The 20,291-nt window shown below is 63.2% G+C and carries 25 protein-coding genes; 14 read left to right on the forward strand and 11 right to left on the reverse strand.

What is annotated here, in order from left to right; genetic code table 11:
* Positions 1–21 precede the first annotated feature (21 nt).
* Positions 22–606: a hypothetical protein gene (locus AB5767_RS02805; protein WP_035136934.1), complete on the forward strand. Its 585-nt coding sequence runs from the start codon at positions 22–24 to the stop codon at positions 604–606.
* A gap of 241 nt (positions 607–847) precedes the next feature.
* Here AB5767_RS02805 and AB5767_RS02810 read toward each other — a convergent pair whose 3' ends face one another.
* Positions 848–1,318 carry a hypothetical protein gene (locus AB5767_RS02810; RefSeq protein WP_368131463.1) on the reverse strand — a complete coding sequence of 157 codons (471 nt, stop codon included), beginning with the start codon at positions 1,316–1,318 and terminating at the stop codon, positions 848–850.
* A 14-nt stretch (positions 1,319–1,332) separates the two neighbouring features.
* On the opposite strand from AB5767_RS02810, the gene AB5767_RS02815 reads away from it, so the two are divergent.
* The 7 genes from AB5767_RS02815 (at position 1,333) to AB5767_RS02845 (ending at position 8,828) form a co-directional block, all read left to right on the forward strand.
* The gene (locus tag AB5767_RS02815) at positions 1,333–4,074 is read left to right on the forward strand and encodes a PRD domain-containing protein (RefSeq protein WP_368132801.1); all 2,742 of its coding nucleotides are present in this window, start codon (positions 1,333–1,335) and stop codon (positions 4,072–4,074) included.
* 123 nt (positions 4,075–4,197) lie between these two features.
* Positions 4,198–4,671, forward strand: coding sequence for a PTS sugar transporter subunit IIB (locus AB5767_RS02820; protein WP_055287016.1), 474 nt, complete (start codon positions 4,198–4,200; stop codon positions 4,669–4,671).
* Between the two features lie 9 nt (positions 4,672–4,680).
* Complete coding sequence (locus AB5767_RS02825) at positions 4,681–5,466, forward strand: PTS mannose/fructose/sorbose/N-acetylgalactosamine transporter subunit IIC (RefSeq protein ID WP_195192560.1); 786 nt, start codon at positions 4,681–4,683, stop codon at positions 5,464–5,466.
* Between the two features lie 2 nt (positions 5,467–5,468).
* The gene (locus tag AB5767_RS02830) at positions 5,469–6,302 is read left to right on the forward strand and encodes a PTS system mannose/fructose/sorbose family transporter subunit IID (protein WP_117680463.1); all 834 of its coding nucleotides are present in this window, start codon (positions 5,469–5,471) and stop codon (positions 6,300–6,302) included.
* A gap of 26 nt (positions 6,303–6,328) precedes the next feature.
* The gene (locus AB5767_RS02835; RefSeq protein WP_368131467.1) at positions 6,329–6,727 is read left to right on the forward strand and encodes a PTS sugar transporter subunit IIA; all 399 of its coding nucleotides are present in this window, start codon (positions 6,329–6,331) and stop codon (positions 6,725–6,727) included.
* Between the two features lie 12 nt (positions 6,728–6,739).
* Positions 6,740–7,864, forward strand: a complete 1,125-nt coding sequence (locus AB5767_RS02840; RefSeq protein WP_368131469.1) for a glycoside hydrolase family 172 protein — start codon at positions 6,740–6,742, stop codon at positions 7,862–7,864.
* A gap of 79 nt (positions 7,865–7,943) precedes the next feature.
* Positions 7,944–8,828, forward strand: coding sequence for an ROK family protein (locus AB5767_RS02845; protein WP_368131470.1), 885 nt, complete (start codon positions 7,944–7,946; stop codon positions 8,826–8,828).
* Between the two features lie 95 nt (positions 8,829–8,923).
* On the opposite strand, the gene AB5767_RS02850 is transcribed toward AB5767_RS02845, so the two are convergent.
* The 9 genes from AB5767_RS02850 to AB5767_RS02890 all read right to left on the reverse strand — a co-directional run bounded on the left by AB5767_RS02850 (position 8,924) and on the right by AB5767_RS02890 (position 15,873).
* Positions 8,924–9,754 (reverse strand): class I SAM-dependent methyltransferase, encoded by an 831-nt coding sequence (locus AB5767_RS02850; protein ID WP_368131471.1) that lies wholly within the window; start codon positions 9,752–9,754, stop codon positions 8,924–8,926.
* 67 nt (positions 9,755–9,821) lie between these two features.
* The gene (locus AB5767_RS02855; protein WP_368131473.1) at positions 9,822–10,055 is read right to left on the reverse strand and encodes a class I SAM-dependent methyltransferase; all 234 of its coding nucleotides are present in this window, start codon (positions 10,053–10,055) and stop codon (positions 9,822–9,824) included.
* A gap of 118 nt (positions 10,056–10,173) precedes the next feature.
* Positions 10,174–10,803, reverse strand: coding sequence for a class I SAM-dependent methyltransferase (locus AB5767_RS02860; protein ID WP_368131475.1), 630 nt, complete (start codon positions 10,801–10,803; stop codon positions 10,174–10,176).
* A gap of 233 nt (positions 10,804–11,036) precedes the next feature.
* Positions 11,037–12,434 carry a sensor histidine kinase gene (locus AB5767_RS02865; RefSeq protein WP_368131476.1) on the reverse strand — a complete coding sequence of 466 codons (1,398 nt, stop codon included), beginning with the start codon at positions 12,432–12,434 and terminating at the stop codon, positions 11,037–11,039.
* Between the two features lie 26 nt (positions 12,435–12,460).
* Positions 12,461–13,123 carry a response regulator transcription factor gene (locus AB5767_RS02870; protein WP_368131477.1) on the reverse strand — a complete coding sequence of 221 codons (663 nt, stop codon included), beginning with the start codon at positions 13,121–13,123 and terminating at the stop codon, positions 12,461–12,463.
* A gap of 45 nt (positions 13,124–13,168) precedes the next feature.
* Complete coding sequence (locus tag AB5767_RS02875) at positions 13,169–13,570, reverse strand: hypothetical protein (protein ID WP_368131479.1); 402 nt, start codon at positions 13,568–13,570, stop codon at positions 13,169–13,171.
* Complete coding sequence (locus tag AB5767_RS02880) at positions 13,563–14,378, reverse strand: ABC-2 family transporter permease (RefSeq protein ID WP_368131480.1); 816 nt, start codon at positions 14,376–14,378, stop codon at positions 13,563–13,565. The genes AB5767_RS02875 and AB5767_RS02880 overlap by 8 nt, the downstream gene beginning before the upstream one ends.
* Positions 14,378–15,148 carry an ABC-2 family transporter permease gene (locus AB5767_RS02885; RefSeq protein WP_368131481.1) on the reverse strand — a complete coding sequence of 257 codons (771 nt, stop codon included), beginning with the start codon at positions 15,146–15,148 and terminating at the stop codon, positions 14,378–14,380. The genes AB5767_RS02880 and AB5767_RS02885 overlap by 1 nt, the downstream gene beginning before the upstream one ends.
* Complete coding sequence (locus AB5767_RS02890) at positions 15,145–15,873, reverse strand: lantibiotic protection ABC transporter ATP-binding protein (RefSeq protein ID WP_368131482.1); 729 nt, start codon at positions 15,871–15,873, stop codon at positions 15,145–15,147. The genes AB5767_RS02885 and AB5767_RS02890 overlap by 4 nt, the downstream gene beginning before the upstream one ends.
* Positions 15,874–16,068: 195 nt before the next feature.
* Here AB5767_RS02890 and AB5767_RS02895 point away from each other — a divergent pair, with 195 nt between their 5' ends.
* Complete coding sequence (locus tag AB5767_RS02895; protein ID WP_216596234.1) at positions 16,069–16,170, forward strand: TetR/AcrR family transcriptional regulator; 102 nt, start codon at positions 16,069–16,071, stop codon at positions 16,168–16,170.
* A 435-nt stretch (positions 16,171–16,605) separates the two neighbouring features.
* On the opposite strand, the gene AB5767_RS02900 is transcribed toward AB5767_RS02895, so the two are convergent.
* On the reverse strand, positions 16,606–17,073 hold the full coding sequence (locus AB5767_RS02900) for a MerR family transcriptional regulator (protein WP_006234618.1): 468 nt from the start codon (positions 17,071–17,073) through the stop codon (positions 16,606–16,608).
* 133 nt (positions 17,074–17,206) lie between these two features.
* On the opposite strand from AB5767_RS02900, the gene AB5767_RS02905 reads away from it, so the two are divergent.
* From AB5767_RS02905 to AB5767_RS02925, 5 genes are read left to right on the forward strand one after another with little or no spacing between them, the layout of a single operon-like run.
* Positions 17,207–17,929 (forward strand): dihydrofolate reductase family protein, encoded by a 723-nt coding sequence (locus tag AB5767_RS02905; protein ID WP_368131484.1) that lies wholly within the window; start codon positions 17,207–17,209, stop codon positions 17,927–17,929.
* A 22-nt stretch (positions 17,930–17,951) separates the two neighbouring features.
* On the forward strand, positions 17,952–18,383 hold the full coding sequence (locus AB5767_RS02910; RefSeq protein WP_368131486.1) for a cupin domain-containing protein: 432 nt from the start codon (positions 17,952–17,954) through the stop codon (positions 18,381–18,383).
* Between the two features lie 13 nt (positions 18,384–18,396).
* Entirely contained in the window at positions 18,397–18,723 is a 327-nt protein-coding gene (locus AB5767_RS02915) for a carboxymuconolactone decarboxylase family protein (RefSeq protein WP_368131487.1), read from the forward strand.
* A gap of 4 nt (positions 18,724–18,727) precedes the next feature.
* Positions 18,728–19,597 carry an aldo/keto reductase gene (locus AB5767_RS02920; protein ID WP_368131488.1) on the forward strand — a complete coding sequence of 290 codons (870 nt, stop codon included), beginning with the start codon at positions 18,728–18,730 and terminating at the stop codon, positions 19,595–19,597.
* A gap of 14 nt (positions 19,598–19,611) precedes the next feature.
* Positions 19,612–20,088, forward strand: a complete 477-nt coding sequence (locus tag AB5767_RS02925) for a flavodoxin (protein WP_368131489.1) — start codon at positions 19,612–19,614, stop codon at positions 20,086–20,088.
* The last annotated feature ends 203 nt before the right edge of the window (positions 20,089–20,291 follow it).

The raw sequence follows: 20,291 nt of genomic DNA on the forward strand, positions 1-20,291 counted from the left end.
TAGACTTTTTGAGGCATCAAAATGAAGCTACTCGTCGAATCGATTAGAAATGCGGTTGAGAAAGACTGCCTTATCCCAGCCCTTATGTCTTCCCTTACCATTCCCGACGCCATGGGGCAGCTTCTTTATCCCAATCTCGTCCTTCATAACGGGAAGAGAGCGGCGGGGCGGCAGTATGTGAAGTGGTTTGATGACTGGGCGGCAAACGACTTCCTGTTTTCGGGAGACCCCTCGAACGAAGGTGAAACGATTCCAGGTCAAATCTTTAATGGGAAGATGTGCTGGAAGCTCCGGTGCTCCCTGTTGCATTCAGGCGACTACGATGTGTCGGTCGATGCTCCCGAGAAAGACGAGAGCTTCGACTATGACTACAAGTTCGAGCTTGTCCTCCACGGGTGCAACGCCCTCTGCTCTTCCTGGCCGTCGCCCAAGAGCGGGATGCGTGCGACTAAGAGCGTGACGTTCCGCGTTGATGCGGCGTCGCTCGCGAGCTCGCTGTGCAACGCCGCGGAGGCCTGTCTTAAAGAAACGGGCGAAACGGTCAGTTACCCCAATCTGGAGTTATTCGACGTGGCTGCATGGGCGGATAGATTCAATACTCGCTGAGCCATCTCGTCAAACTCCTTGTGTGCTAAACGTTGGTGTTGGCGCCCCGGAAAAGGGGTGTGGCCAGCGCCTAGAATCTTCAGCACCACGCTGAGACGATAGGAGATGACCACATGGACACTATGGCGCACGAGGCGCCCGCGACGCCGTTGCTTGCGTTTCGCTATCGCTGCTCGAAGCGTGTCGCTTGGGGCCCTGGCCGGAGGAGAGACGACCGCTCCCTGCGAGACTGCGGAACCACCTATATCCGCTTGCTGCGGGCTTGCTTGAACCAGTTCCTCTTGAAAGAACCTATACCTCCGAAGAACTTGTTGTACGTCTCACCGTTCTCCTTGGCCTCGTACTTGACCAAGGCAAGTTCGATAGTGTAGAGGTAATCCGCCACTTGCTCGAGGCGGTAGTCGGTCATCGAGGTCTTGCGGCGTCGGACGACCCCTTTTGAGAGGACCTTGCCCACCGAGTCGTCTCGCCCGCGGAACAGAAGGAGCGCATCCTCGCGACCTTCGGCGACCTGTGCTGCGAGATGGAGGGCTGCACCATCGCGCAGGGCCCTTTCCAAAGCGAAGTGTCGAGCCGAAGTGTTGAGCGTCGGCCCTGAATGTTCAATGGCCGTTGTTTTCTGCCCCTCAAGTGGTGAACTTCTCCTCGGGGCTGTTGATTCCCCCACGCGCCCCCTTCCGTTCTCTGTGTTCCCCTTATACTCCTTGTACAAGGAGGTAAGAAGTCATGGACAAGACCGCACAGGACAGCTTGGCAAAGAAGCCCGTCGACATGAGGGACAGGATTCTCGAGCATCTCGAGGCCCTCACCTCTGCCGTCTCGCTCGACGACCTTGCCCGTCTGTCCACCTCCGACATCGCCGAGACGCTCATCATCTCCAGGAGTCTGGCGAGCCAGTACCTCAACGACCTTGTTCGCGCCGGCCTTGTGGTTAAGGTGGCGGGCAGGCCTGTCCGTTATTTTCATCGCCGCGCGTTCCAGAAGCGTTTTCAGGTAAAGCTCTCTGCAAGCGAGTACGCCTCGCTCGCCGACCTCATCCAGGCGACGGGAATCGCCGATCACCGTGACTTCGCGCGTGCCGTGGGCTTTGACCTGAGCCTCAGCTCCGTTGTCGAGCAGTGCAAGGCTGCGGTTCAGTACCCTCCGTTTGGCCTGCCCATCCTCTTGAGCGGCGGCGTGGGTGTCGGCAAGTCTTTCCTTTCTCGTCTTGTGTACGAGTATGGCAAGAACCAGGGCTTGCTGTCCCGCGACTCCTCCTATGTGCGCATCGACTGCGCCGGGGTCCCGGACGCCGCCTCGTTCAACGGGCTTCTTGACGAGTCGATCGCGAAATCGCGCGGGGGTGTGGTTTTTGTCAACGGCATCGAGGCACTCTCTCCCTCTGCGATGGAGCACTGCCTTGCGACGGCCCTCGGGCTCGATGCCTCCCAGGATGCGCCGCGCGCTCGCCTCGTTCTTTCGACGACGCTTTCCGCCGATGACCTGAAGGTTTCCTCGGCTTACAGCAAAATGCCCATCTGTGCCCGCGTCCCCTCACTCAAGGAGCGGACCCCCGAGGAGCGCGAGGATCTCATCTTGAGCTTCCTGCGCAGCGAGGGGTGCCGAATCGGTTCTGATGTGAAGATCAGCCGCGGCGCATACCGTTGCCTCGTGAACGCGGACTTTTCCGATAACATCGCCGGCTTGCGCGCCTGCGTGACGAACTGCTGCGCCAAAGCGTTCCTCAATCGCGAGGGCGACTACGTCGTCGTTCGCCCGTATCTTCTTCCCAGCGGGCTCCTCTCCTCCGCGCAGATCGATCAACAGCCCGACGATGGCGTTCTGATCGACGCGTCCCTGGATGCCGCCGAGAGCACAGGGCCGGTCGAGCAGGCGCTCGATGCCCTGTGCTCTCTCGATGAGCGATTCTGCGCCGGGGAGCTCTCTGTCTCCGAGCTCGTCTCGCAAGCTGTCTCCGCTGTGCGCGGCGTTGAGGATCACTTGATCTTCGGCCGCGGCGTTACCTCCTCGAGGTCGCGCGCCTTCGAGCGCATCGTGGGCGCGGTCCTTGCCGACGCAGGCTCTTCTTATGGCATCGAGCTTTCGAGGAAGGTCGCTTTTCTGCTGTCCCAGGAGATTTGCCTGCAGTTGTGGCCGGGCATCGGCCTGGCTAAGCGAAAGTCTGCCTGTGCGGAGCAAATCTCCCATCTCCTCGGTGCCGTGACCTCCGAATTGCCGTTTGCCTCGAGCGTCTCCGATCAGGTCGCCGCAGACGTGGAAGGGGCGCTGGGAATTTCGCTCGATCACTTCACGAAGACGCTTCTGACGCTGTGCGTCGCATCGGAGTCTCGCGACGCGAAGGCCCTTCGAACGCTCTGCGTCATCTTGTCCCACGGCTACTCAACGGCGACGAGCATCGCCGACGCGGCGAACCGTATGCTCGGCATGCATGTGTACGAGGCGGTCGACATGCCCTACGACCAGCAGCTGAAGGACATCGTCGGTCCGCTCCAGCGCCTCGTCGACCGCCATTCCTACTGCACCGGGGTCGTGTTCCTCGTCGACATGGGCTCCTTGGAGGAGGGCTATAAGGCCCTCGAGAACGTTACCGACTCCACTATCGGCGTGGTGAACAACGTCTCTACCGGTCTTGCGCTCGAGATCGGGGTCGGGCTGCTCGGCGGCAAGTCCATCGCCGAGGTTCTTGGCGACGCGACCGCCGCGTGCGTGACGCACTGCAAGGTGATCGAGCGCGTCAACCGTGAGGACGCCATCGTCTTCTGCTCCGAGTCCGGGGTCGACGCCGCGGAGAGGATACGCCAGCTCGTCTCGCAGAGCCTCCCGCGCACCATAGGCGCGCGCCTGCTCACGAGGCCCTTCAAGCAGCTCGTCGCGAACGGGTCGAACGACGCCGTTTTCTCCGAGCACCGCGTCTGCGCCGTCATCGGCACGGGAGACCCCGGGGTCGCCTCCGTCCCCTTCGTCGCCCTCGAGGACATCATGTCGACGGCGTCCGCCTCTAAGGTTGATGCCGTGTTCGGCAGGTGGCTTGACGCTTCCGAGCTCTCTTCTTTCCACGAGAAGCTGCTCTCGAACATGACGCTGCAGAACGTCATCCGCTCCATCACCATCCTCGACCCGGAGCGGCTATTCCACGAGATCGAGAGCGCCGTGCACGAGCTTCAGCGCAGGACACGCGAGAAGATCGGCAGCAACGCCATCATTGGGCTCTACGTCCACCTCTGCTGTCTCGTCGAGCGCCTTGTTACCAGAAACCCCATTGAGACCTACGTTGGTCAGGACCGCTTCGAGGAGGAGCGTGCCGATTTCATCGAGTCCTTCAGGCAGAGCTTCTCGAGCATCTCGACGCGCTATCGCGTAGAGGTTCCCGTAAGCGAGATCGCATATGTCTTTGACTACATAAGCGTGAGCGCCGCCCCGGCGCGAGAAGAGCGCCTCGGCTCCTCGGACCTCCTGCTCGACGAGTGACCTTCCCCGCGCCGCCGCAAGCTGACTGCGCGTCCTCAATAATCCGATAACCCCTTGCCCGGCGCGAATCCGGATAGCGCCGAGGCAGTACCGAACGTAAAACTTCATTTGATAGGAGCAAACATGAGTGTTGTTATGGCACGAATCGACAATCGCCTGCTTCACGGCATCATCGTGACGCAGTGGGCCCCGGTGTCGGGCGCGACCCGAGTCATGGTCATCGACGACAAGGTCGCCGGCGACGAGGTCCTGAAGTCCACTATGAGGATGGCGCGCCCCGCGGGCATGGCCGTCTCGATCATCTCCGAGCAGACCGCGCTCAAGAACTTCGCGGCGGGCAAGTACGACCGCGAGAAGGTCTTTGTCATCGCCAAGGAGCCCGAGACGATCCTTCACCTGGTCGAGTCGGGCATCGAGCTCCCGTCGCTGATCGTCGGCGGCTCGCTCGTCAAGGAGGGCGGCGTCCAGCTCACCCAGCGCGCCTATGCCTCCGCCGAGAACGTCCAGAGCTACAAGGCGCTCATCGCCCGCGGCGTCAAGGTGACGGCACAGTTCGTGCCCGCCGACAAGCCCGTCTCCGTCGCCGACCTCATCTAAGGAGGGATCATGGTCAACTTCACTATCCTGCAAGTCGTCCTTTTGACCCTGCTGGCCTTCATCAAGCACGTGGACTACTACGGCATCCCGATGATCTTCGTCAACTATGCCGTCTTCTGGGGCCTTATCACCGGCGTCGTCATGGGCGACTGGCAGACCGGCCTCGTCATCGGCGGTACCATTCAGCTCATGCAGCTCGGCGTCGCGGGCTTCGGCGGCTCGTCGATTCCCGACTACGGCACGATGGCCATCATCGCCACCGCCTACGGCGTGACCCTGGGCGCGGACACGGGCCTCGCCATCGGCCTGCCGGTCGGCATGCTCGGCATCCAGCTTGACGTCATCGTCAAGATCCTCAACGGCTTCGTCGTCGAGAAGTCCCAGAAGTTCTGCGACGAGGGCAAGTTCAAGCAGATGAACGCCATCCTGTGGGTCTGCCCCGTGCTCTTCGGCCTGTGCGCCGCCCTGCCCGTCTTTGTCTCCGTGACCCTCGGCCAGCCCGCCGTCAACTGGCTCCTCGAGGTTATGCCCCAGTGGTTCCTCTCCGGCCTCACCCTCGCCGGCAAGATGCTCCCGGCCGTCGGCATCGCGATGCTGCTGCGTTACATGCCCACCGGCAAGTACTTCCAGTACCTGCTCGCCGGCTTCTTCCTCTCGGCCTTCCTGAACGTGCCCATCATCGGCGCCGCCATCGTCGGCGTTGCCCTCGCGATCGCGTTCTACCAGCGTGCCGAGAGGGACACCGAGCTCGCCGCCCACGCTTCCGCAGACGCCTTCATCGGAGAGGATGAGTAACCATGGAAAACGAGAACATCACCGCCGTCGCCGAGGGCAAGCCCTCCGGCTACAAGGTCACCAAGAAGGACCTGCGCAACGCGAACTGGCGCTGGCTCATGAGCGTGTGCACCTTCAACTACCAGACCCAGCAGGGCGCCTCAGTCGCCTACGCCCTCTCGCCGGTCCTGAGGAAGATCTACACGAACGACGAGGACTATAAGCAAGCGCTCAACAACCACTTCCGCTACTACAACACCCAGCCTTGGCTCGCTGCCATCATCCTTGGCGCCTGCGTGGCCATGGAGGAACGCGACGGCCTAGCGGCGGCGGACGCCGTCCAAGACCTGAAGATCGGCACCATGGGACCGCTCGCCGGCGTCGGCGACTCCCTGCTCATGACCATGATCCCGACCATCATGGGCTCCATCGCCGCCTACATGGCCATCGAGGGCAACCCCGTGGGAGCCGGCATCTGGTTCGCGCTCATCCTGGCCATCTTCTGGGTCCGCATGCACGCCCTCGAGTTCGGCTACAAGCAGGGCGTGAAGCTCGTCACCGACTTCAGCGAGAAGCTTCCCAACCTCACTGCCGCCGCCTCCGTGCTCGGCCTCACCGTGGTCGGCTGCCTCATCGCCTCGGTCATCGGCGTCACCTGCCCGATTAGCTTCAGCTTCGGCGACGTCTCGATGGAGATTCAGCCGCTGCTCGACAAGATCCTGCCTGCCATGATCCCCGCTGCCATCACGGGAAGCGCGTATTACCTTCTTACCAAGAAGAACGCGAGCATGACGGCCCTCATCCTCGTGGTGATTGTCCTCGCGATGGTCGCCTCCGCCGCCGGCATCCTCGCCTAGCTTCGACCCAAGAGATTGGTGAATCAATGAGAAAGATAGTTGTGGCGAGCCATTCCCTTCTCGCCCAGGGCTTCAAGGACACCCTCGAGTTTCTTACGGGTAAGAGCGACGCCGTCAACGCCGTGTGCGCCTACGTGAACGACAACGGCGAGGGGCTCGACGCGGCGGTCGAGGCGGCTCTTTCGGGCACTGACGAGGTCGTCGTCCTCACCGACGCGGTCGGCGGCAGCGTGAACCAGCGCTTCTCCCGCTTCGCCTCCGACCGGATCCACGTGATCGCGGGTGTCAACCTCCCGCTCGCCATGACGGTCGCGCTCGCGCGCCCCGACGAGAAACTCGACTTCGACGCCCTCGTCGACGAGGCGCGCCAGCAGATCGTCTACGTGAACGGTGCCAGTTCCGCCGAGTGCGAAGACGACGAATAGAGGAGGTCGACGATGAGAGAGTTCCTTAAGGACGTGTGGATGCACGGCGGTGAGGAAAGCCGCGCCATCACCCCCGAGAACATCACGGGCGAGAAGGGCCGTGCCGCCATGTCGGCCAGCCACCTCGGCGTCGGCCGCAAGGGCTCGTGCTGCGTGCCCCTTGAGTCCGGCGAGACCATCACGCTCGCGGACATCGAGGGCCCCGGCATCATCCGCCACATCTGGATGACCGTCCCCGACAAGACCGCCGCCGGCAGCTTCGTCATGCGCGACCTCGTGCTGCGCTTCTACTGGGACGACGAGGAGACCCCCTCGGTCGAGTGCCCTGTCGGCGACTTCTTCTGCAACGGCTTCGGTGAGCGCGCCATCGTCAACTCGATGCCCATCTGCGTGAACCCGACGGGCGGCATGAACTGCTACTTCGAGATGCCTTTCAGGAAGCACGCCAAAGTCACGCTTACGAGCGAGCACCCCGGGTTCATTAAGTACATCTTCTACACGTTCAACTACGCGCTCACCGACGTGCCGGACGACGCCATGTACTTCCACGCCCGTTTTAACCGCGAGCGCAGCACCCGCAGGGGCGTCGACTACACCGTGCTCGACGGCGTGCGCGGTAAGGGCTACTACGTCGGCACCTACATGGCCCTGTGCGCCCTGGAGCGCTATTGGTGGGGCGAGGGCGAGATGAAGTTCTTCCTCGACGGCGACGAGGAGTTCCCCACGGTCACCTCGACGGGAGCCGAGGACTACTTCGGCGGTGCCTGGGCCTTCCTCGACAGGCCGCCCCACGCGCTGCCCGAGGCGCAGTGCTTCAACACGCTGTTCGCCGGCTACCCGTACCGCTCGACGCGCGACGCCACGCGCGACCGCTTCAGCGCGGGCAAGTCGAACCCGAACCCGATGCTCGCGACCAACGACGACGCGCTGCCCAGGCACGGCCTCTACAGGTGGCACCTTCCCGACCCGATCTCGTTCAAGGAGGACCTGCGCGTGACGTTCCAGGACCTCGGCAACGACGACATCAAGCTCTACGAGCGCGAGGACGACATCTCCACCGTCGCCTACTGGTACCAAAGCGAGCCGCACGCCGTGCTCGCCCCGTTTGCCGCAAGGCAGGACCGCGTGCCCAGGTAGGGTCGCCTCGAAACAAGCCAACGTTATGGGCGCCCGCGGTTGACCATGACTGCGGGCGTCCCTTTGTAAGGAGGATCACATGAGCGAAAAGCAAATGAGGCTTGGCGCCCTCGAGGCCGGCGGGACCAAGATGGTCTGTGCCGTGGTGTCCGGCGACGGCGAGGTCCTCGACCGTATGGAGACCCCGACGCTTACGCCCGCCGAGACCGTCCCGCAGATGATCGAGTGGTTCACCGCCCGCGATGTGGACGCGTTGGGCATCGGCGCCTTCGGCCCGACCTGCGTCGACCCCAACGACGAGCGCTACGGCTCCATCCTCCAGACGCCCAAGCTCGCGTGGCGAGGCCATGGTCTTCGCGCCGCGTTCGCCGACGCCCTCGGGATTCCGGTGGCCTACGACACGGACGTGAACGTTGCCTGCCTCGGCGAAGTGGTCTACGGCTGCTGCAAGGGGCTCGAGGACGCCGTCTACGTGACCATCGGCACCGGCGTGGGCGCGGGCGTCATGTGCGCGGGCAGGCTCCTTCACGGCATGCTGCACCCCGAGGCCGGCCACATGCTGGTAAGGACCCGTCCCACCGAGGAGGGACGCTGCGTCTGCCCGAGCCACGCGAGCTGTCTCGAGGGCCTCGCCTCCGGCCCCGCCATTGCCGCGCGCTGGGGAAAGCCCGCGGCCGAGCTCGCGGACAACGATGAGGCGTGGGCGCTCGAGGGGGATTATCTGGGGCAGATGTGCGCGAACCTCGTGCTCATGTACTCGCCTCGCCGCATCGTCCTCGGCGGCGGCGTGATGCACCAGGAGCAGCTCTACGGCATCGTCCGCAAGAAAACCCTCGAATATCTGGGTGGCTACATCCAGACCGCCGAGCTTAAGGACATGGAGCGCTACATCTGCGCCCCGGGCTGCGGCGGCGACCAAGGAATCCTCGGCGCGGCCGAGCTGGCAAGAAGGGCGCTCGCGTAACTTGCGCTCTCTCCGCCATACAACGCGTTAAGAAAAGACGAGCGCTTCTTGCCAATTGAGCGGCAAGAAGTGCCCGTCTTTTGCATTTTTGTCTCTCAAAATCTTATTTTCACGATTTGCATTTTCATCCCGTTGTCACCGACCCTTGCGAGAAACCGGAAAAAGCCGCCGACAGAAGGGTCTCTCAAATCGTTGTAGCCCAGCATATAGCCGCGACTTGTGACCTGCAGGCGGCTGTTCCACGTGCCGATTTCCTTGGCGGCATCCGAAACCGCAAAATATGCCCCCACATCCTTGATTTTTGCAGACTTAAGCCATGTTTTTGCGATCATCTTTACTGCCGTCCGATTGGCAGCATCAAAGACCAGCACACCGCCGGGGAAAGCGTCCGCCATCCCCCGCACCAGTTCCCGGACTTGCTGGGTCAGGAAGTAATAGAACACCCCGGAGGCAAAGAACACCGCCCCGCCGGAGGCATCGATTTTGCCAAACCATGCGGTGTCTTTCAGGTCGCAGGGGATATTTTGTTCCCGATCCCCGGCGGGCAGTAGCTGCTGCCGCAAAGCAATCACATCCGGGAAGTCCAGATTGTAGATCTTGCATCTACCGTTGTCGCAGGTTCTGCCGGTGTTGTCCAACCCGCAGCCCAGATTGACCACCGCCGCATTGGGGTGGCCTTTCAGGTAATCCCGCACCTCGAAAGCAAGGTCACTCTGCCGCATGGCCACCTCCAGCGCACCAAAGCGCTGCATCAGGCTGCGGGAGTTTTTCTCTGCCTCTGAAAAGTCGTAGTCGATCTGGTCGAGTAGACGAACCGCTGTTTCATCCCTGTAAAGGTTCGGGTACAGCTCCGTACACAGCTTTCGGGAATACAGCGGGAGGATCAGCGTCTCTTGCACGGTGTTTTTCTCAATTTTACATTTCATAGGTTTCTTCCTCAGTGAATAAAAACTGTCATAATTGCCGCCAGCACAGCCGCTATGACTGTCATGCCTATCGCCATGTGCAGGATGGATGCAAAAATGCCCGCATGGCGTCCTCAAACGCCATATCCGCCACACTGCCTTGCAGAACGGCGCAACGCCCCTCCTGAATTGCAGTTCGGTTGAGCTTTCTAGCCTTCTCTACGCTGACGGGCGAATAGTCGATGCCCTTGACGACGCCATGCGGGCATTTTTTCAGCAGTCGTTTTATGTTTGCCCCGCCGCCGCAGCCGCAATCCAGCACCTTGGCATTTGGCGCAAGTCGTAGAAACTGAAGTCCCTACCGCGCCACAGGGCTGTGGCCCATATTCATCATGGCAACCATAAGTTTTCCGCCGGGGCCCACGGGCTTGCGGGTGTTTTCAAAGAACGACATCTGGCCCCTCCGATTTCATGCATTCCGCATAGGTCAACGGGAACGAGGCCTTCAGCACCGCGCTTTTCTGCACCGCCCAGCCGTTTTGACGCAGGAAACGCAGGTATTCCTCGCTCGTCCACCTGCTGTGGAGGGGGAATCCCGCCATACTCATGAAAAAGGCTTTTGCCTTGCCGGAAACCGAGCTCCCCGCGTGGGTGAAGGTTGGCGCGATGAGCACGCCGTCGTCCTTCAGCACCCGCCTGATTTCTTGCAGGGCCTTTTCCGGATGCGGCACTATGTGAAGCGCGTTGGACGCGATCACCACATCAAAGAACTTCTGTGCATAGGGCAGGCGGAACATATCTTGTACGGAAAAGTGCAGCTTTGCGGATTGATTGTCCCGCTTTGCTTCAAGGATCATCTTTGCAGAAGCGTCCGTAGCCTCGATGTGCGCCGCCGCATTCACGATGCTCTTTGCGATAAGCCCCGTGCCGGTGGCAACCTCCAGTACGGTTTTTGCTTTCACCACCGGCCTGATCAGCTCATACATCTTCTCATACGCCGCCCGGTCCTTTCGCATGAAACGGTCGTACCGACCGGCATTCTTGTCCCAGAAGCCCTTACATTCGTGCATTGCTATCGCCCCCAAATAGTTAGAGACATCTAACTATAACACACGAATCATGCAGTAAGATAAGGCTAACCTTATTCTCGGCTAAGACGCATCTCTCCGACCCTTTGAATCACCCCTTTTCACGCCACCCGCTACGAACCCCGGCGGAAACCAGGGAGTGATTAAAGGAGCGGCCTGAGGTTTTGCGAATCAATTGAGTCATTCCCGAAATCGCGAATCAAGGGCCTGAGTCGTTAGGCCCTCACAGGGGGGACCGCGATGGTGGCCACCGCGCCGCCCGAGGGGCTGTTGGCGAGCGAGACGGAGCCCCCGTGGGCGCTCGCGGCCTCGGAGGCGGCGTGGAGGCCGAGCCCGTAGTGGCGGCCTCCGTCGCGCGAGGAGCGGGAGGAGTCGTCTGTGAAGAGGCGCTCACAGCCGCGTTCGAGGGCGGCGGGAGAGAAGCCCGGTCCGTCGTCGGCCACCTCGATGACGAGGTGTCCGCCCGCGACGTCGCAGGAGACCGCCACGCGCGAGCGCGCGTGCTCGGCGGCGTTGACCACAAGGTTCGCGGCGGCTCGCGCCAGGGCGGTTCGGTCGAGCGGGGCCTCGGGCGCGCCCGCGACAGCGGGGCCCGTGGCCGCGTCGAGCGTCACGCCTCGCGCCCGGGCGATCTGGGCGGCCTCGGCGAGGACCTGCTCGCAGAGCTCGGCCGGCCGCATGGGGGCCCTCTCCGCCCCGCCGGACCCGCGCGAGGCCTCGATGAGCAGGCGCACGTAGCCGTCGAGCCTTTCGACACTGCCGGCTATGTCGCGCGCGGCGGCCGCGAGGTCGGCGTCTTTCTCGTCTTCCAGCTCCTCCGCCACGAAGTCGGCGTTGGCGCGCAGCACGGTGAGCGGCGTCTTGAGGTCGTGGGCGAGCGACGCCACCTGCTCGCGCTGCCCCCGCTCCGCGGCCCAGCGGGCCTCGAGCGACTCGGCGAGGGAGGTCCGCATGGCGTCCATCGCGGCGAGGACGTCGTTCACCTCGCGTACGTTGGTGCTGCCGACCGCGAAGTCGAGCTCCCCCGCGCCGACGCGCCCCGCCGCCTCCGCGAGCGGCGCCATCTTGCGCGAGATCACGCGGCTCGCGCGGCGCGCCACGAGCGCGAGCGCGAGCGCGCTTCCCGCAGCGGCGCCGACGAGCATGAGATTCTGCGGGTTGGGAAGCAGGCCGGCGAGGTCGCGCGAGACCCACTGCGGCAGGTACTCGCTGACGAGTGCGCAGGCCCCGCCGCCCTTGAGCGGGAACGCGGCGTAGGTGAGGCCCGAGCCCCCGCCCTCGATCTCCACTGTGCCCGGATTCGCGGCGAGTGCCGCACGGGCCATTTCCGTCGCGTCCTCGAGCCGCGTGCCCTCGAGGTCTGTCATCAGTACGTATCCGTCCTTATTCAGGATGAGGTAGCGGTACGCCGTCGGCACGTCCTGCTGCCCGCAGACGCCGTCGCGTGCCAGACCCTCCGCGACCTCGCGCGCATTGGCCGGCCCCCAGCTTGCCTCGTAGACGAAGCCCGCGTTGATTGCCGCGGAGAGCGCCATGAACGATGCGAGCCACGCCGTGGCGACCGCCGCGAACGCGTAGGCGAAGTAGCGTGCGATGACGAAGGAGAGCGGCATGCCCCCGCGACCTCGCGCACCGGTCCTCAGAGCTGCCATTTGTACCCCATCCCCCAGACGGTCGCGATCGGATCGGCGCCGGCCTCGGAGAGTTTTCTCCGGGCGCGGCTGACCTGCATGGATATGGCCGCGTCGTCGGCGTCGCTCTCCCAGCCGAGCACTGCCTCGCGGATCTGCGCGCGGCTCATGACCTGCCCGGGGTGGCGGGCGAGGTACTCGCAGATGGCGTATTCGGTGGGCGTGAGCGGCACGGCCTCTCCGCTCACGGCGAGGCCGCGCGCCCCGAGGTCGATCCGCACCTCCCCGAAGGAGAGGGCGTGCGAGCGCGGCCGGCGCTCACGGCGTAGATGGGCCGCGACCTTGGCGCGCAGCTCCGCGGCCCCGAAGGGCTTGCGGACGTAGTCGTCGGCGCCCAGGCCGTAGCCGGCCACGGCGTCCTCCTCGGCCACGCGCGCGGTCAGGAAGATGATGGGCCCGTCGAAGTCCGGGCGGATCTGCCGCACGAGCTCGAAGCCGTCGAGCCCCGGCATCATGACGTCGCAGAGCGCGAGGTCGAAGCGCGAGAGGTCCATCCCCGGGACCGCCGTCGGGTCCGCTGCCTTGACGACCTTATGGCCGTCGCGGTCGAGGACGCGCGCGAGCGCGTCGAGGATCGCCCGCTCATCATCCACTGCCAGTATCCTCGCCATGTTCGACCTCCTGAAACTCCCGTCGGCATTGTACTTGCGCCGCGCTCAGCGGTCCAGAGCCCCGCGCGCAGCCGCGGGCGCCTGGGCCGCGTCGCACGCGCGGTAGCGCACGCCCGAGCCGCCGCGCGCCTCGATCTCGAGCCAGCCCTCGCCGTCCGACTCCCGCCCGAAGAAGATGAGCTGGAGCTCTCGGACATTGCCTCTGTCGTTCGCCGCGTCCACCAGGTAGACGTAGTTCGCCCCCGCCCCGGTGGCGTCGGCGTAGGAGCTCGCGTGGCTACCGGGCTCGGGCGCGGGCGCCCACATGGTGATCTCAGGGTTGGGCAGCACGCGGTCGGCGATCGAGCGCAGCACCGACCCCCAGCCGGCGTCGAGCAGGGCATTCCCGCCCAGAACGAGCGCTGCGGAGAGGAGGACGAGCACGACGGCGAACGGCTTCCTACGCATCTGCCCTCCCGTCCTCGAAGCGGCAGAACCAGGCGAGAAGGACGGCGGCGGCTGCCAGGGTGAGCACGAGGCCAGCGAGCGCAGTTGTGAGGAGAGGGCCCGCCGCGCGTGCGGCGTCGATGAAGGCCTCCACCCCGAGCGACCCTAGGCGCGCGGGCCAGGCGAGCGGCACCCAGTTCAGGGGCGTCGCCAGGGCACCGGTGAGCTCGCCGGTCATGAGGCCGTGCGCAAGTCCGCCCACCGAGAAGAACGCGAGGAGCACCCCCGCCGCGCCGGCGCCGATGGCGGCGTTGCGGCCGAGGCGCAGGGCCACGCCGAGCTCCAGCGCATAGAGGGGCAGGCTGCCCAGCACGATGCCCACCCAGGCGGCCGCAAGCGGCGCGGGCCCGAGCGGTAGGCGCCCGGCGACGGCGAGCACGGCCCCGAACACGCCGAGCGCCACGGCCAGCGCGCCTGCGCCGAGCGCCGCAAGGGCGAGCAGCTTCGCCGCGACGGCGCGCCCGCGCGAGGGGACCGCCGTGAGGTTGGCGAGGCGCCCGGCAGCGCGCTCCTCGTCCACGGCGAGCCCGCAGACGATGGCGGACATGAGCGGCATGAGGGCGCCGAGGAACTGGGCGTAGGCGTCCGCGCCCAGCGCCGGGTCCCATCGGGTTATGGAGAAGTACTCGCCGCAGGCAAGACCGGCTGCCAGGCCGCAGACGAGGTGCACCACTGCGAGCGGGGAGCGCGCCAGGCGCAGGGCCTCGGAGAGCAGGGCCCGCGGGAGGGTCATGCGCGGCGTCGGGTCGGAGAGTCGTGTCATGGCCATCACCTCTCCTCGGAGCGCGCGAACCAGGCCGCGCCCGCCGCCGTGAGCGCGGCGAACGCGATCGCGCAGACCGCAAGGCCCGCCAGTGTGAGCATGCCGTCCGCCGCGAGCGCCCCGCCGAGCGCCATGTCCGCCGCGAGTGGCTCGCCGCTCGGCAGCACGGGGATGAAGCTCGTGGGGATGACCATGCTCGCCGACGGCGGAAAGAGCTGCGGCAGCGGCATCAGCGACCAGGCGAACCCACCCACGAGCTGCGTGGCGAGCGGGCAGAAGATGCCCGCGAGCATGCCGAGCCGCGCCGTGAGGAAGAGCCCTGCGGGGATCATCCACGCCGCGGTCACCGTGTTGGCGAGCGCGCAGAGGAGCATCGTGAGCGTGCCCGCGGCCGTGAGGCCCTGCGAGGAGAACGCCGAGCCCGCGAGGTAGATGCCGAAGACCACGAGGTTCGAGAGCGTGCAGAGCGCGAGGCACCAGAGCGCCTTGGCCCACCAGGCGCGCCCGAGCGGGAAGCCCAGGCCCAGAAGCCCCCGCATCCGCGTGCGAGCGTCCGCCCGCGCGACGCACGCCACCACGAGTGAGAGAGACACGGGCAGGAAGAGCGCATACCAGTAGTTCCACGCGCTGAAGATCTGCACGCCCCGGTAGGGCATCGCGCCGAGCAGCGGCATCGGCAGCGCCATGAGCACGGCCAGGCGAACCGGTGCCGCGTGGCGCGACTTCAGGGCCTCGGCGCGCAGGCCCGCGAGCAGGCCGCCTTTCTCGCCCGTCATGCCGCCACCTCCCCGCGTGCTCGTCGCCCTTCCCGGCAGAAGCTCATGAAGAGTTCCTCGAGGTCCTGCCCGGGCCGAAGCGCATCCTCGTAGGCGAGGCGCCCTCCGCAGATGATGCCGATGGTGTCCGCCATCTGCTGCACCTCGGAGAGGATGTGGCTCGAGACGATCACCGTCGTGCCCGCCGCCGCGAAGCCGCGGATCTGGTCGCGCAGCTCCTCGATGCCGATGGGGTCGAGGCCGTTGGTGGGCTCGTCGAGCACGAGCAGGCGTGGCCGGGCGATCAGCGCCAGCGCGAGCCCCAGGCGCTGCCGCATGCCCATCGAGAAGCGCCCGGCGCGCTTCTTCCCAGTGTCTGCGAGGTCCACGGCGGCGAGCACCTCATCTATGCGGCTCTCGGGAAGGCCCAGCAGCGTGGTGCGCACGCGCAGGTTCTCGCGCGCGGTGAGGTTGGGGTAGAGCGGCGCCTCCTCGATGAGGCTGCCGATTGCGTAGAGGTCCTCGCGGCGCCAGGCGTGCCCGGCAAAGAGGATCTCCCCGGCCGTCGGCCGCAGCATCCCGCAGATTATCTTGAGCGTTGTCGACTTGCCGGCGCCGTTGGGGCCGAGCAGCCCGTACACCTCGCCCTTGCGGATATGAAGGCTCACGTCGGCCACGGCGTCCTGCGCCTGGTCGCCGCGGCCGAAGCGCTTGGTGAGCCCGCGCGTCTCGAGCATGTAATCCATGGGCTTATCCTTTCTCTTCCGGGCGCGCGGGCCGAGTCGCCGTGCCCGCGCGCCTTACCTTTCGGGTTCAACATCCATGGTGGGGCGCGTTTCTAACGAAGCCGTAACGGCCGTTGGGCTCTTTTGGCGCCAGCCCTTCTCGACCCGTACGCCACTCATGGTATGTTTATCGCGATAACAAGGACGGAGGTGCCCGTGGCACGCAATAAGTACCTGGAGGAGACGGTCGAGAAGATTCTCGACGTTGCCGAGCGGCTCCTCGTGGAGCGCGGCTACGAGCACACCACGATGATCTGAAGAGCAATACGCTAAATCGAAAAAGGCAAACCCTGGAGACGTGATTTTCGCCATAACGAGCAAGAATATCGAAGATGTCTGCACACCATTGGCGTAGGAAGGGGAACAGCCGGTTGCAATTAGCGGACACTCTTGCGCGTATGCGACCGAAAGCATTATCCCGAGATACCTAGCATATTTAATCAGGGCTGCCAGTGGCAGCGTGAGGGCAATCTAGGGGTGGCGGTTCTGCCCGCTGCCGTCCCGTGCTGATTCTGGCTTGCGAGGCGATTCTGCTATCCTGCGAGTTGAAAAGGTTCCATCCCGGTGACAAGAGCTCCCTTGCTCTTCCGCGAACAGCGGATAGCCGGGGCGGTCGTTTGTTAGTAGTACTTTTTGAACGATAAAGTTACCGTGATAATCAAGCGGTTGACTGCCGTTGCCTAAGCAGTCTTGTCATATCGTTGCCGCAGTCCCCGGCGCAGTGCGCAGCTCCTGCCGAATCTTCCGAAAGCGTTCCGGGACTTCGGCAAGCTCCATCTTCTGCGGGGCATCGACCGTACCCGCTTCCTTCGCCGTTTCGTAATACCAGCACTTGTAATCCACCATCTCCATGGTGTGCTGCAATTCCGCCATCTGCTGTTTCAGAACTTCTTGTTGGCGTCGGAACATGGCAAGGCGCAAATCGATGGTGTCGTCTCCTTGCAGCGCCATCTCGATGTACTGCCGGATGTCCTTGATGGACATCCCGGCTTTCTTCATGCAGCCGATCACCTGCAGCCATTCGATATCCGATTCCCGGAACATGCGAATGCCACCGGAGGAGCGCTCCACGAAGGGCAGCAGCCCCTCCTTGTCGTAGTAGCGCAAGGTGGACGCCGCAACCCCCAGCAGCTTCGCCATCTCTCCCACCGTATAGACCATCTGAAAACCCCTCCGAATTATTCCAGAATCCCCTTGACTTAAAGTTAACTTCAAGTTCTAGGATGCACATGAAGTTCAAAGGAAGCATGCTTCCAAACGGAATGGTTGTCAATCGTAAGGAGGGGAATCGAACGTGAGCAGGCCGATTGTTTTCTGCCACATGATGTGCGCTTTGGACGGAAAGATCATGGGCGGTTACATGGGAACGCCGCAGGGCAGAGCGGCGGGCGATGCGTTCTACGACATCGCCTTCGGGAAAGAGCCCTTTTACCATCACCAGGGCTGGCTGTCCGGCAGGGTGACGACGGACGACAACTTCACCTTCTACAGGAAGCCAGACCTGGACGAAGATGCGCCGGCCGTTCCGGCGGGTGATTTCATCGCGCAGCCGGACTTCGGAATGTTCTATGTCTCCGTGGACCCCCACGGCAAGCTGGGGTGGAAAAGCAGCACCCTGCGCTATGTGGATACCACCGCCCATGTCGTCGAGGTGCTGACAGAGCAGGTCGACAACGCCTACAGAGCATTTTTGAGAAAGCTGGGAATCTCGTACATCATCGCGGGAGAAACGGAGCTGGATCACGGTCTGGCCCTTTCCAAGCTGAAAGAAGAATTCAACATCGAGACCCTGATGCTGGGCGGTGGCGGCGTGCTGAACTGGTCGTTCCTGCAAGCGGGGATGTGCGATGAGATCAGCATCGTGTTGGCGGCGGCGGCAGACGGGAGCCCGGATACGCCGCCGGTTTTCCGAGCCGCAGAAGGCATTTCGGAGAGCAAGGCCCTTGGCTTCACGCTGAAAGAGGCGAAGGCCATGGACGGCGGGGCGGTCTGGCTGCGCTATGGCGTGAATCGATAATCCTAAGCAGGAGGTTTCAATTATGAGGTATGAACGAAAAGAGCAGTTCGAGAAGGTCAACGCATTCGGTACGGGAACGGCGAACACCGCCTACGCCCAGTACTTCACCGGCGATTCGTTCCTGAATCCGCTGACCGATCCGGAAGGCGGCCTGTTCGCCGCCAACGTGACCTTCGAGCCGGGATGCCGCAACAACTGGCATATCCACCACGCGGACAAAGGAGGCGGTCAGCTCCTGCTCTGCACGGCTGGCGAGGGCTGGTACCAGGAGGAAGGCAAGGCCGCCGTCAGCCTGCACGAGGGCAGCGTTGTGATGATCCCCGCCAACGTCAAGCACTGGCACGGAGCGAAGAAGGACAGCTGGTTCAGCCATATCGCCGTGGAGGTTCCCGGCGAGAATTGCGTGAACGAGTGGTGCGAGCCGGTATCCCATGAAGATTACGCAAGGCTGTAGGGAGGAACGAAACATGGCAGTCAAACAGACGGCAGGCAGAGATGCCCTGGGCGAATTCGCCCCGAAATTCGCGGAACTGAACGATGACGTGCTCTTCGGAGAGGTCTGGAGCCGAGAGGGGCAGCTCAGCCTCCGCGACCGCTCCCTCGTGACCGTCGTCGCGCTGATGGCTCAGGGGCTTACCGATGAGAGCTTCCGCTATCACCTGACGACGGCAAAGAAGAACGGTATTACAAAAGAAGAAATCGCGGAGGTCGTGACCCATGCAGCCTTCTACTGCGGCTGGCCCAAGGCGTGGGCGGTTTTCCGCATGGCAAAGGATATCTGGGGCGAGGATTAGAACGATGATCTTGAATGAAACCTACCCGTTGGCAAACGGAGTTCAGGTTCCCAAGCTGGGACTGGGCACCTGGTTCATCGACGATGCCGAGGCAGCGGAAGCCGTTCGCGAGGCGGTAAAGCTGGGCTATCGCCTGATCGACACCGCGCAGGCCTACGGAAACGAACGCGGCGTCGGCGAGGGCGTGCGCACCTGCGGCGTTCGCCGGGAAGAGCTGTTCGTCGCCAGCAAGATCGCGGCAGAGCTGAAGACCTACGAGGATGCGGCGAAGTCCATCGATGAGACGCTGGAGAGAATGGGGCTCGACTACCTCGACCAGATGATCATCCACTCTCCCCAGCCGTGGAGCGAGTTCCGTGTGGAGAAGCGCTATTTCGAGGAGAACAAGGAGGTCTGGCGTGCGTTGGAGGATGCGCGGGCGGCGGGCAAGGTCAAGGTAATCGGCGTGTCCAACTTCCTGCAAGATGACCTTGAGAACCTCTTGGGCTCTTGCCGCGTGATGCCCATGGTCAATCAGATCCTCCTGCACATCACCAACACCGATTCGGCATTGGTGGACTTCTGCAAGGCACAGGGCATTCAGGTGGAGGCATACTCTCCCATCGCCCACGGCGAGGCGCTGAAGAATCCGGCGATCGTTAAGATGGCAGAGAAGTACGGCGTATCTGCCGCCCAGCTCTGCATCCGCTATGTCCTTCAGCTTGGAGCCGTTGCGCTTCCCAAGACGGCAGATCCCGCCCACATGGAAAGCAACGCGGACGTGGATTTCGCGATCTCCGAGGAAGATATGGAAACTCTCAAGAACATGGAGCGCATCGCCAACTATGGTGACTTCAGCGCATTTCCCGTGTTCAGCGGGAAGCCTCTTGCATGAGGAGCAAGCGTGAAATGAAAACCTTGATTCTGTACTACTCCTACGGAGGCAACACGAAGCGCATCGCCGAGATGATCCAGAGGGAAATCGGCGGGGATATTGCTCGTATGGATACGGTTGTTCCCTACGATGGCGATTATGATGAAGTCGTCAATCAGGGGCAGCGTGAGATTGCCGAGGGTTATTGCCCGGAACTGAAGCCGCTGCACATTGGCTGGAGAGATTACGACACCATCATCCTGGGTTCTCCTGTCTGGTGGTACACCTTTGCGCCCGCCATGCGCAGTTTCCTGGAGCGGGCTGACCTGACCGGGAAGATCGTGTATCCGTTTGCCACCAATGGCGGCTGGCTGGGACACACGCTGAAGGACTTTGAGGAAGCCTGCAAGGGCGCAATCGTGAAGCCGGGCCTCGATGTGCAGTTCGATGAATCCATGCTCCGTACTTCTGAGAAAGATATTCAGGCATGGATTAATACAATCTGCAGATAATCGATCTGCAGCTTTCGGCATCCGCCACAGAGCTGGCAAGGATTTGGGGCAAAACGAAAGCTCAACGCCCTGAGTTCGAAGTGTTTTTATTGTAACTGTCTTGGCTTTTATTCCCGGAACCGACAAAGCGTGCCTCCGCCTCTTTTGCGTGAAGCCGGCCGGGATGTGAGGCAGTTTTGCGTCAGCAGATTAGTGCAAGGGGC

Source organism: Collinsella aerofaciens, from assembly GCF_040926265.1.
In the GTDB taxonomy this organism is placed as follows: domain Bacteria; phylum Actinomycetota; class Coriobacteriia; order Coriobacteriales; family Coriobacteriaceae; genus Collinsella; species Collinsella aerofaciens_BB.